The organism is Stenotrophomonas sp. 05L44_2 (genome assembly GCF_056665995.1).
In genome coordinates, this window is sequence record NZ_JBFTNR010000037.1 from 1 (window position 1) to 12,561 (window position 12,561).

The following is a 12,561-nucleotide window of genomic DNA, read 5'->3' on the forward strand; positions in this document are numbered from 1 at the left end:
CGCTGGGACGGGGCGCCGTTGGCATCGAGCGCATCGACGGTGAAGTGGGCGCGGTTGTCATCCCAGCTCAGGCCGGCCTGGGCATAGCCACTGACCGTCCACCACTGGCTGACGTCGGTGCGCACGCCGGTGCCGTTGTAGAACCCGTAGGTGGCGTAGGTCATCCAGCCACCGGCGCTGTCGTTGAGCCGGTAACGGGCCAGCAGGTTGGCCTGCAGCGGGCGTTCGGATTCGATCTGGATCTGGCAGCGCATGGCGGCGGAGTCGGCATAGATGCCGCCGCGCCGGGTCGCGCTGCCGAGGAACTGGCGGCGTTCCAGGCCGACGCTGAGGCCGGTCTGGCCGAAGGCATAGCGCACGCCGAACGAACCGACGGTGGACGGCCAGCCGGCGATCGAACGCGAACGGCTGAGGCGCTCGGCACGTTCACGGTTGTCCGGCGTCGCCTGCCCGGTGCAGGGGTCGGTGAACAGCAACGATTCGAACGTACCGCCTTCGTCGTACAAGGTATTGGCGATGCGCGCGTAGGCTTCCAGCGTGCCGTGCTGGTTGTTGGTGGCCTGCGGCCGCCAGAAGGCTTCCAGGGTGCTGAACACCGAAGCGCCGGGCGTGCTGATCGATGCCCCGCCCAGGTTGGTGGCCGCCTGGCGCGACCCACGGTAGCCGGCCGAGGCGGTCACGCCCCAGTCGCGCGAGTAGCCGGCGATGGCACTGCGCGTGTTGTAGCGCTGCGCCTTGTCCAGTGGCAGCTGGCCGGCGTCGGCAGCGTCGATCGCGCCGCGCAGCAGGGTCACGGCCTGGCGGTGATCGCCGCTGGCGGCACTGGCATAGGCCTGGTCCATCATCACCGTCTTGGGCGCCTTGCCGGTGGCCTCGGCGGCTCGGAAGTCAGCCAGCGCCAGCGCCGGTTCGCGCGCCGCCTGATGGAGGTAGCCACGCTGCATCAGCAGGCCCGCATCATCGGGGTGGGTGGCCAGCGCGCTGTCCAGGCGCTGGCGCGCCTCGCCCTGCTGGCTGCGGTTGCCGGCGGCCAGGGCCGTGGTCAGCAGCCCTTGCAAGGTCGCACTGTCCGGAGTTTCCTGCACGGCCTGGCGCGCTTCGCTGATGGCCTGCTGGTAATCCTGCCGGCCATAGGCCGCATAGGCGCGCTGTGCCGGGCCGACTTCGCCCTGCAGATCGGCGGGCATCAGTTCGCACTGGGTACCGTAAGGCGTATCGCGGCACTGCTGGAACGGCGCCGGATAGGACTGCAGCGTCAGGGTCTGGCCGGCGCGTGCGCCACGGATCGCCTTTTCGCGCTGGGTCACCGCCTCGCGGATGCCCTGCCGTGAGGACGCGTCTACGTCGTCCAGGGGATCGGCCTGCAGCGGCGCCAGCAGCGCGGTGGCACGGTTGCGATCACCGGCAGCCACCGCGGCGTCCACCGCCAGCAGGCGCACGTTTCGGCGCTGCTGGTCATCGAGCCAGTCCTGCTGCAGGGCCGCGTCGAAATCGGCGTTGGCCTGGGCAGTGTTGCCCTGGCGCTGGCGCAGATAGGCCCGCATCACCAGGGCGACGGTATCGTCGGCATCGTTGTCCAGGGCCTGGTCGGCGGTGCGCTCGGCTTCTGCCAGCTGCCCATCGAGCAACTGCGTGGTCATCAGCAGCAGGCGGTGCGAGGCGACGTCGGGCGCACGTGCCACCGCTTCGCGGGCGAACCCGACGGCGGCCCGGAAATCCTGCGATATCAGCGCCTGGTAGCCTTCCTGTGCCGGTTTCACTGCACGCTGACGGCCCAATGCCACGCGCTTGGCGCGTAGATCTGCCACATTCGGTGCGCCCAGCTGCAGTGCTGTAGCCGCCGCAGCGTCGGCCTGCTCCAACTGCTGCTGCGCTTCCAGCGAGGCGACCCACAGCATCGCCCATGCGCCCTGCTGCGGCTGCTGACGGAAGGCCTGTTCGGCCTTGCTGGCGGCCACCACCATCTGGTCGTTGTTGTAGGCGGTATAGGCTTCGGTCGCGATGGCGAATGCCTGCTGGTAAGCGCGCTCAGCCGGCGTCTGTCGTGCCGCCGGCACGGCGCGGGTACCACCGCCGCTGGCAGCAGCGGCCGCCGGCGCGGTGGCCAGCCCCGGTAATGCCGGATCCTTCAGCCCCGCATCCAGCGCACGCCGCGCCTGCTGGCGTGCCTCATCACTGCGACCGAGCTTCTGCAGCGAATAGATCTGCAGCAACCGCAGGCGCACCACATCCGGCCGCAGCCGCGATGCTTCGCCGGCCTGTCTCAGGGCCGTGCTGTAATCGCCACGCTCGTAGGCGGCGAACGCCTGCTCGGCCATGCGGTAGGCGGGCCCGGACAGCGGCAATGGCACGTCGGCCTGCGCGTATGCCGGGGCAGCGGCCRCCAGGGCAACGGCGATGACGGTGGACAGCAGCGAGGTCTTCATACCGTTGCAACTCCGGGAGGCGGCGACTGCAGCATCGCCGCGCGGCGGCGTTGTTCTTCCATCGCCTGGGCGATGGCGTCTTCGGTGGCGATGCCCCGCTTGACCAGGTAGTCGCCGATGCGTCCATCACGCTGGGGCTTATACTCATCCAGTGCGATCTCGAAATGCGCATGGTCGATCAGGCGCATTTCCACCAGCAGGTCGCCCAGCAACGGCACGGTATCGATGCGCCAAAGCTCGGCGCCACTGATCATGCGCAGGCCAGCGTTGATCTCGCTTTCGCGGGCAATGCTCTGCTCGACCTGGGCGTTGCCGGTTTCCTGCTTCAACAGGTCCAGTGCGGCCTCCGACAGTGGATTGGCCACGGCCAGCCGCAGGGTACCTTCCTGCAGGGGCGGCAACGGCAGCATGCGCCACTGCACGCAGGCGTCGACGCTGACCGGGAACCCGCCCCGGCCCAGATAATCGACGTCGATCACCGCACGCTGCAGGTCGCCCTGGAAGGCAATCGCCTCGGCCAGCGTTTCATCATCCAGCCAGCCCTGCGACAACAGGATCCGGCCCAGAGGCTGCTGGCGCCCGCCTTGCTGTTGCTGCAGCGCCTGTTCCAGGCGCTCGGGCTCGACGGCCTGCCAAGTGGTCAGCAGTTCACCCAGGCGCTTGCGGGTCTGCACCAGTGCTGCGGCATCGGGGAARTCATGCATGGTCTTGTCCCAGACCATGCGCTTGCCGAAAAACAGATAGGCCAGGAACATCCGCCATGCGCGCGCGGTGGCCATGAAATTGACCATGTTGCCGACCACCATGCGTGGGATCGACATCAACGCGTGTTCCCAGCCATACAGCCGGTTGACGAAGTAGAAGCGCTGCACCACGCGGGTGGCCAGGGCAGCGGTGGTCAGCAGCGCCACGTTCATCTGCCAGCTGCCCGCCTGGAACACGCTGGGGTACTGCAGGTTCCACACACCGGTCATCTTCAGCAGCCAGAACAGCAGCAGCTGCAGGAAGATCAGGTAGGCGATGATGCTGACAAAGGAGGTGATGATGCCCTTGCGATCGCGCGCCAGCAGGTACTTGGTCGCCAGCGAGCCGCRCCAGCCCAGCGTTTCCCAGCTCTGCAGGCCGATACCCAGTACCCAGCGCGCCTTCTGCCGGTAGGACGCACGGAAGTTGTCGGGAAAATACTCGCGTACGCACAGCGCCATCTGCTGGGTGCGCTCACGCACCGGCCCCCAGCCGAACCAGGACGGTCGCCGCACCAGGAACTGCACCGGGAAGCGGGCGAAGATCGAGTGCATTCCCATCGTCGCCAACCGTGCGCCGACGTCATAGTCTTCGGTCAGGCTGTCTGTATTGAACGGCTGGTTGCCGGTGGCCTCGCTCAGCGCCAGCAGCGCACGTCGCGAGAAACAGGTGCCCACGCCCGCCGACGGCACCATGCCGGACACGCTCTCGCGGACCACCAGGTCCTTGGCATGCCATTCGGCGAACTCATCCATGTACACGCCCGCCACCAGTTCGTACCACTCGCGGTCCAGCGAGGTCACCGGCAACTGGATCATGTCCTTGCGTGGCAGCAGGTAGTTGAAGAAACGCAGTTCCATCGGGTGCAGCACGTCTTCACTGTCGTGCAGGATGACGCCGGCGAACTCCATGTCGTGGCGCTTTTCGTAGTCGAAGATCGACAGGATCAACCAGTTCAGGCAATCGGCCTTGCTGGTGGGGCCGTCATGCGGCACTTCCACGCGGCGCAGACGCTTGTAGCGCCGGCGCATGCGCTCGACTTCGTCGATGGTCTGCTGGTCGTTGGGATAGGTCCCGACGAATACGATGTACTCGCGATAGTCGAGCACATCGATCATGTTCTCCACCATCTGCGCGATGACGTCGTATTCCATCCACGCCGGCACCATGATCGCCAGCGGCTGTTCCGGCCGCTGCAGCAGGTCCTGCTGGGTCAGCGGCTTGTACTCACGGCGCTTCTTGACCGTCAGCGTGCGCCAGCTTTCGCGGACCCAGTACCAGACGTCGATGAACAGGTCATCGAGGCTGGAAATCAGGATCAGCACGGCCACCGCCGCTGCCACTGTCTCCAGGGCAGCGTAGTRGTTGGCCAGCTGGATGTTCCAGAACAGACCGTCCACGTCCGGTCAATGCCCGACGTTGGCAGACTTGCGGCGACGGCGGACCTGGGTAATGCGGGCAGCGGCCAGTGCGAACACCACCACGCCGACCAGCAGCAGCAGCCACACCATGTGCTGTTCCCACTTCGACTGCGGATTGCCTTCCTGGGCGATCCGCGAACCATAGGGGTCCTGGCTGTCGAAATCGCGCACGACGTCGCTGCCATCGATCACCGCCAGGTCACCCCGCAGCAACCGGAACGGCGCAGCCAGCACCGGTCCCTCGGTGCCCAGGTCGCTGTACAGCACACCGATCTGCCCGCCTGCCGAGGCGACCTGCACGGCGGCCGCCCGCTGCAGGCCGCTCAGATCGAGCAGCGGCTGCGGCTTGCCGGCAATCACCAGCTGGCCATTCTTCAGGCCCGCCAAGGAGACACCGGACGGCGCCAGGGCGAAGGCCAGGTAAGGCCTGGTCGGACTGATCGCCGCGCCCGCATCCACTACCTTGAGGCTGGCCGCTTCCGGCGATGCCCCCACCGCGCTGGCAATGGCGATGACCTTGGCCAGCGAGGCCGGTGCATCCTGCAGCCAGGTAGCCGGCACGAACACTTCATTGGCATGCGCCAGCTGGCTGGCCGCGCCGATGAAGTCTGCGCCAAGCGTGCGCTTGGCCAGCTTCAGGTGGCTGCTGGGCAGGATCGACACCGGGAACGCGGTGGCGGGATCATGGCAGTAAGGCCGCGCCGGCTGGCGCAGGAAGCTGACCCGCACTTCATTGCGGGCCGACAGCGCGTAGGTGGGTACCTTGGCAACCAGCCGCTGCGGTTTGCCATCGGCCGACAGCACCTTGGCCCCCAGCAGGTAGTCGTTGAAGTAGATCGTCGCAACCGCGCCCTGCCCGGCCGCATTGGGCGCAGCCGATACATCCAGCACCACTTCTTCCGGCAACCGGCCATCGGCCGACAATGCACCCAGTTCAAAGGTGGCGCTGCGATCGCCACGAGTGACGATGTCCTGCGTACCGGCGATGTTGCCCAGCCGGCTCAGCAGTACGCGATCCCCTTCCATCGCGGGTGCGACCGCCTGCGTGACCTGCAGTGAACGCCCCAGTGCATAGTTGCGCCACTGCTCGGACAGCAAGCCTGCCACCTTGCCCCCGGCCGCGGGGTCGACCACCAGGGTCGGCCGTCCGGCAACAGTGGTCACGCTCACCGAGGCATTGGTCACCGGCTTTTCCAATGCCGCCATGTCGGCCGCCCGCCAGGTGCTGAATGCACTGGCGGCATCGGCGCCGCTGGCCCCGACCTGCGCGGCCAGCGCATCCAGTGCAGCGCGTACGCCATTGCGCAGCGCATCGCTGCCGATCATCACATCGGCGGCGAGCGGGCCGCTGTCACGCAGCGACAACAGCGCGCCGACTTCGGCCAGATCCTTGATCGCGTGCGCGCGCTCACCGGCCGCCAGCGCCGCATAGGCAGGCACGCCCTGCAGGCTGGCGGGAATGTTGATGCCGGTCAGGTCCACGCTGTCACCGACCTTGGGCAGCGCGACCACGTCAACCTGCTTGCCTCCGGTCTGCAATGCTGCACCGATGCGCCACGCCGCATCGTAGGTCGATGCCTGCAGCGCCTTGCCCTCCACCAGCAGGCGCACGCGCGGCGGCAGTGCGCCCCAGGCCTTGGCCACGGTGTCCACCGCACGTCCATCGAAGCGATAGCTGAAGCGCGAATCCGGCGACAGCCGCAGCACGTTGGCTGGCGCGCTCTGGTCCGCGCAGCGGTAGTCGGAAACGATCGACCACCAGCCCACGCCGACGCGGACGAAGCCGTTCTCGCGGGGCTCGCCGTCAATGGCCAGCAGCTGGCTGGCGTCGCCCTGCGCATCGGTGATCGAACGTGCCGCCATCGGATCGCCATCGACCGACCATAGCCCGGACGTGCGCCCGGTATGGCCACGCACATAGCGGCCATCGAGCTGCAGCTGCGCATCGCGGGTCGGCACGCCCACAGGTACGGGCAGGTAGACCTCGCGCTGGCTCTCCTGCCCGCTGAGCACCAGCGGCTGGCGGAAGCCAAGCTGGCGCAGCGTCATCTGCCGGCTTACCGTRCTGTCCCCGGTCCATTCGGTGAACTGGCCGGCAGCGCTGTCGGCAGCGCCAGCGGCAGCGGAGCTCGCCAGGGCCAGCACGGAGGAAACAACGAGGAAGCTACGTCGGCCGGTCTGGGTCATGGCGTCACTTCTTGTAGAGGGGTGGGAACGGGGCCGGCACTGCGGTGGCCGGTAGCAAATTCGGGCAGTGGATGTCCGCGCAGGGCCGCCACGATGCGCGCACTGGCTCGGCCATCACCGTAAGGACTGGCGTCGGGGTCGAAACGGGTTGCATGTGATGGTTGTTGCAACGCGGCGTTGACGGCATCGACGATCCGCGTCGGCGCCGTGCCGACCAGCTTCACCACCCCGGCATCGACCGCCTCCGGGCGCTCGGTTACATCGCGCATCACCAGCACCGGCTTGCCCAGCGCTGGCGCTTCTTCCTGCACACCGCCGGAGTCGGTAAGGATCACGTCGGCGCGTTGCATCAGGCGCACGAAGCTCAGGTAATCCTGCGGCGGCACGAGGTGCACGTTGCCCAGATGGCCCAGCTCGGCATTCACCGGGCCCTGCACGTTGGGGTTGAGGTGCACCGGATAGAGCACCTGCAGGTCTTCGCGCTGGGCCAGCTCGGCCAGTGCGCGGCAGATGTCCAGGAAGCCCTGGCCGAAGCTCTCGCGGCGATGGCCGGTGACCAGCAGCAGGCGACGCTCGGGATCAAGCATCTGGAAGGGCGCATCGGCGCGGGCGCGCAGTGCCGGGTCGCGATCGAGCTGCTGTACGGTCTGCTGCAGGGCGTCGATGACGGTGTTTCCGGTCACCAGGATCCGGCCGCCGAGGTGTTCGCGTTCCAGGTTGGCGCGGGAACTTGGTGTGGGGGCAAACAGGAAATCAGAGACGACATCGATGACGCGGCGATTCATCTCTTCCGGCCACGGCCGGGTGATGTCGCCGGTACGCAGGCCCGCTTCGACGTGTCCCACCGGAATGCGGTGATGGAAGGCAGCGACTGCAGCGGTCATCGCCGTGGTGGTATCACCGTGGACCAGCACGCGATCGGGTCGCACCTGCGCATACAACGCATCCAGGCGCTCGAACAGCTTGGCGCACAGGCCGTTGAGGGTCTGGTTGGGAACCATCACATCAAGATCGTGATCGGCGGTGATCTCGAACAGCGACATCACCTGGTCCAGCATCGCCCGATGCTGGCCTGTGGTGCAGACGATGGATTCGATATCCGGCGCCTCACCCAGCGCCTTTACCAGCGGCCCCATCTTGATTGCTTCAGGACGGGTACCGAAAACAGAAAGAACCTTCACCGCAGAACTCCCTCAAGACCTGCAAACATCCTGTACGCGGATCGTAAGCGATCTCGTGAAGTTCGGCCACGTAAATGTGATACGCATCACAAAGACGCGCAGCAAGCCGGATGAAGCAACTGACGCAGAGCGTCACTATGTGACGCTAGGGCCCGTTTCAGGAGGCAGTTCGAACACTTGCCGCAGGTAGGACAGGTAGCCCGGGTCATCGCACATGCTCTTGCCCGGCGAGTCACTGAGCTTGGCCACCGGCTGGCCGTTGCAGCGGACCATCTTGATGACGATGTTCAGCGGGGTCGGCCCCAGATCGTTGGTCAGGTKGGTGCCCACRCCGAASGCCASCTGGCAGCGGCCRCGGAAGTAGTCGTACAGGCGCATCACCTTGGTGATGTCGAGCCCATCGCTGAACACCAGTACCTTGCTGCGCGGGTCGACGCGGCGCAGCTGGAAGTGGGCCAGCATGCGGTCGCCCCAGWCGAASGGGTCGCCGGAATCRTGGCGSRCGCCGTCRAASAGCTTGCAGAAATACATGTCGAAGTCGCGCAGGAACGCATCCAGCCCGACCACGTCGGACAGGGCGATGCCAAGGTCGCCGCGGTACTCGCGCGCCCACGACTCCAGCGCCGCCACCTGCGAATCGCGCAGGCGCGGGCCCAGTGCCTGGAACGCCTGCAGGTACTCGTGGGCCATGGTGCCGTGCGGCGTCATGCCGTACAGGCGCGCGAAGTGCACGTTGCTGGTGCCGACCAGCTGTGGGCCCAGCGCATCGCGCAGCAGCGGCAGCAGGCGGGCATGCCAATCGCGCGAGTAGCGGCGGCGGCTGCCATAGTCGGCGATGCGGCACTGCTCGAAACCAGGGGTATCGCGCAGCAGCGCGGCCTTGGCCTGCAGGCGGCGTTCGCCTTCGGCGAAATCCGCCGTGGTGGTGTTGCGGAACCACACTTCGTTGATGATCGCCAGCAGCGGCACTTCGAACAGGATCGTGTGCAGCCATGGACCGGTGATGTCCAGTTCGATCTCGCCGGGCACCGTCTTCGACGCGCGCAGCTGGATGTATTTGCGGTCCAGGTGGAACAGGCCGAGGAAGTCGGCGAAATCGGGCTTCACAAAGCGCAGGCCACGCATGTAATCCRGCTCTTCATTGCTGAAGCGCAGGCTGCACAGGTGGTCGATCTCCTCATCGATCTGGTCGATGTAGCGGGCCAGCTCGATACCGGGGGTGCGGCATTTGAAACGGTATTGAACCTGCGCGCCGGGGTGCTGGTGCAGCACCGCCTGCATCATGGTGAACTTGTACAGGTCGGTGTCGAGCAGGGACTGGATGATAGGCATGGGGGAATTATGCGCCCGTTCGGGTGAACCGGGGTCCGTGCTGGAGGTGGCGCCCTCACGCGCTCTGCAGTCGATCCACGCCATGCGTGGATGATCCTGTGGCAGCGCGCTACAGCGACCTGCGCAGCAACCTCGGCACCTGCACCAGTGCATGGGCCCAGATCGCCCCCCACACCGCCACCCGCACCGGCAACGACCGCTGCGGCGCTTCGAACTTGCTGAAATAGCGCCATAGCCCGCGGTGCTTGTGCCATTCAACGAAGAACGGGCGCGAGCGGCTGGACACCCCGCGCACGTGGGTCACCTTCAGGTCGTTGGCGATGGCAACCACGCCACCGGCCTCACGCACGCGGCGGCACAGGTCGAGGTCTTCGGCGTGCAGCCGGTAGCCGGCATCCCAGCCGCCGATGCGATCAAACAGGGCGCGGGGCATCAGCAGCAGCGCACCGGACAACGCCGGCACCTGCTGCAACGGCTGCGCCGGGTCGCGGGCAATGGCCAACCGCGCGCCACGACCGGGCGAGCGCAGCATGGCAAGGAAGTCCGGATCACGGCGCCGTACCGCTTCATCGGCCTGGCCCTGCTCGTCCACCTGCTCCACCCCCAGCAGACTGTCGCCCACCGCACCGGCGCGGTCTCGCAGTGCGGCGAGCGTATCGACTTCGACCATCAGGTCGGGGTTGATGAAGGCCAGCCACGGGCTGCGTGAATCGGCAACGCCCTGGTTGTTGGCTGCGGCAAAACCGGGGTTGTCCGGGTTGGCGATGAAACGTACACGCGGATCATGGCTGGCGTGGCGCTGCACGACTTCCAGGGTGTCATCCAGCGATCCATTGTCGACCACCCGGATCTCGGCTACGTCCTGCGCCTGGCGCAGCCGCGACAGGCAGGCATCGATGGTACTGCCGCTCTGGTAGGTGACGACGATGGCGGCAATGGCGGAATTCAAACAGGCGGCTCCAACGGTGATGGCGGGACGAACAGGTCGCCCTGCCCGCGCGGCATTATCGCCTGCTGCAGGCCGTGCTGCAGGTCCTGGCGCAGCGTGTGCAGCGGGTCGTGCATCAGGAAGTCAGCCAGCCGCGGTACCCAGCCCGGCCAGCGCGCGGCCAGTGCTTCCAGATCGCCGTCGCGGCTGGGCGCTTCACTGGCACGGCTGACGAAGGCGTTTTCGCACAACACGTTGCGCCAACCGAGACCAGCCATGCGCAGGCTCAGATCGACCAGCGCCGCGTTCCAGCCCAGGTAGCTTTCTGTATCCAGGCCACCGGCGCGCCGCCGAGCATTGGCGCGAACCAGCACGGCGTGGGTGACCGCCGAAGGGAGTTCAGGATGCAGGTTCGGCAGTGCGGCGCAGACATGTGCCAACAGCGCCGGGTCGCCCGGTTCGGGGTTGAGCTCGCCCAAGCGCGGCCACGCCGCGGTTTCGCCCACGTTGCACCACGGCGTGGCCGTGGCAATGGCCGCGTCGCGTGCAAACGTGGCCTGCAGCTGCTGCAGCCATCCCGGCGCAGGTACGCTGTCCGGGGCCAGCACCGCCACGTCCAGGCCATCGCAGGCACGCAGCATTTCGTCCAGGTGGGCAACCTCGCCCAGCGGCCGCGCGCGGCGGGTGTATTCGGCCTGCAACGGCGTATGTGCCAGCCAGTGTTCGACCACCGCCTGTGCACGTGGCCCAGCCTGTGCGTCATCGGCCAGCCAGATCGATGTCCCCGCTGCGGTACCGGCATCAAGCGCGGCCAGGCAGCGGTCAAGTACCGCGTCGTCCACGCCCAGCGGCAACAACACGATCGCCCCCATCCCGCCTCCGTGGTTGTCGGTGGCCACAGCGTAGCATCGGGTGGGTGTCGGCCGGGTTGCACCCGGCACCCGCAGAGGCCGCAGCAACGGCAACAGCAAAAGCTGGCTTCCTGGGAATGGCGGGGTGGGTCCGGTGGCGGGGGACGCCGTGAATCCATCCCTGGAGGCTTGGCCGCGGCATCCATGCCGCGGACACCAGTCAGGGGGCGGCCGCAAAGCGGCGGGGGTCTGGAAGCTGGTAAGCGGGGCCCACGGTTCGCGCAGCGAAGCGTGGGAGCGACAGCGCGCATGCGATGGCGTGTTACCCGGGCGCAGGCCTGCCCTCCCCCCCTTACTTCTTTGCGCGCGGCTGGTTCAGCGGTTCCATCGCGCGGAAGCGCTGGCTGTACTCGTCGGTCAGGGTGCGGGCTTCCTGGCCGTTGCGGACGATGGTCGGGGTCAGCAGCACGATCACTTCCGAACGACGGCTGGTGCGGCTCTTCTGGCCGAACAGCGCGCCCAGTACCGGAATCCGGCTCAGGCCGGGAATGCCGCTGCTGCCATCGGTGGCCGAATCGGTGATCAGGCCGGCCAGCATGATGGTGTCCCCGCTCTGCACCGCCGCCTCGGTGGCCAGCTTCTTGGTGGAGATGCGCGGATTGCAGTTGCGCTCCTGCGGATTGCAGTTCTCCGGCACGTCCGATGCGCTGCTGATCTCCTGCACGATATCCAGGAACACCGTACCGTCACGGGTTACGCGCGGGCGCACCTTGAGGATCACGCCGGTGTCGATGTACTGCACCGAGCTGTAGCTGCTGGTGCCGATGCCGGTGTTGACCGTGGTGGTGTTGATCGGCACCTTGTCGCCCACGTTGAGGGTGGCTTCGGCGTTGTTGCGCACGAACACCGAGGGCGTCTGCAGCAGGCGCACGTCGGTGACCTTGTCCAGCGCACTGACCACGGCTGCACCGTTGTGCCCGGTGAACGCCCAGCCGGCGCCATCGGTGCCGGTCACCGCACCGGCGAAGGTGTTCCAGGAGCCGCCGGCCGCTGCTGGCAGGGTCAACCCGGACAGCGCGCCGGTCAGCGCGCGCCCCGCCACGGCATTGTCGAAGAACCAGTTGACGCCGTACTTCAGGTCGCCGGTCAGCCCGACTTCGGCCACCTGTGCTTCGATGTGTACCTGCAGCGGCATCACGTCCAGCTTTTCGATCACCTCGCGGATCGAGCGCCAGGCCTGCGGTGTCGAACGCACCAGCAGCGTGTTGGTTTCCTCCACCGCCGATACGCCGACACGATCGCCTTCCACTTCCAGGCTGATGCTGACGTTGCCCGACTGGCGCTGCGGCAGGTTCAGGCTGCCGGCGCTGCTGCCACTACCACTGCTGCTGCCGCTACCGACCTGGTTGTTGAAACTGCTGCTGTTGCCCGCGTCCCTACCGCGGTCGCCCACGCTGCCCAGCTGCGACGGACTGGCACCCGGCGCCAGCG

8 protein-coding genes are annotated in these 12,561 nt (G+C 67.1%); all 8 read right to left on the reverse strand.

Translation table 11 applies throughout. The features are described 5' to 3' along the window. The coding region (locus tag AC1VAN_RS02305) for a tetratricopeptide repeat protein (protein WP_480985193.1) at nucleotides 1-2,426 on the reverse strand (2,426 nt) is incomplete at its 3' end. Next, nucleotides 2,423-4,570, reverse strand: coding sequence for a glycosyl transferase family protein (locus AC1VAN_RS02310; protein WP_480985194.1), 2,148 nt, complete (start codon nucleotides 4,568-4,570; stop codon nucleotides 2,423-2,425). The genes AC1VAN_RS02310 and AC1VAN_RS02305, both read right to left, overlap by 4 nt. A gap of 6 nt (nucleotides 4,571-4,576) precedes the next feature. Beyond that, nucleotides 4,577-6,778 (reverse strand): hypothetical protein, encoded by a 2,202-nt coding sequence (locus tag AC1VAN_RS02315; RefSeq protein ID WP_282280462.1) that lies wholly within the window; start codon nucleotides 6,776-6,778, stop codon nucleotides 4,577-4,579. After that, nucleotides 6,775-7,959, reverse strand: coding sequence for a non-hydrolyzing UDP-N-acetylglucosamine 2-epimerase (gene wecB, locus AC1VAN_RS02320; RefSeq protein WP_032978922.1), 1,185 nt, complete (start codon nucleotides 7,957-7,959; stop codon nucleotides 6,775-6,777). The genes AC1VAN_RS02315 and wecB overlap by 4 nt, the downstream gene beginning before the upstream one ends. 135 nt (nucleotides 7,960-8,094) lie before the next feature. Then, nucleotides 8,095-9,291, reverse strand: coding sequence for a nicotinate phosphoribosyltransferase (gene pncB / locus AC1VAN_RS02325; RefSeq protein WP_480985195.1), 1,197 nt, complete (start codon nucleotides 9,289-9,291; stop codon nucleotides 8,095-8,097). A gap of 109 nt (nucleotides 9,292-9,400) precedes the next feature. Next, nucleotides 9,401-10,240 (reverse strand): glycosyltransferase family 2 protein, encoded by an 840-nt coding sequence (locus tag AC1VAN_RS02330; RefSeq protein ID WP_099782791.1) that lies wholly within the window; start codon nucleotides 10,238-10,240, stop codon nucleotides 9,401-9,403. Beyond that, nucleotides 10,237-11,091 carry a glycosyltransferase family 2 protein gene (locus AC1VAN_RS02335; protein WP_313444879.1) on the reverse strand — a complete coding sequence of 285 codons (855 nt, stop codon included), beginning with the start codon at nucleotides 11,089-11,091 and terminating at the stop codon, nucleotides 10,237-10,239. The genes AC1VAN_RS02330 and AC1VAN_RS02335 overlap by 4 nt, the downstream gene beginning before the upstream one ends. 331 nt (nucleotides 11,092-11,422) lie before the next feature. After that, nucleotides 11,423-12,561, reverse strand: a 1,139-nt coding sequence (locus tag AC1VAN_RS02340) for a type II secretion system protein GspD (RefSeq protein ID WP_480985196.1), incomplete at its 5' end; no start/stop codon positions are given.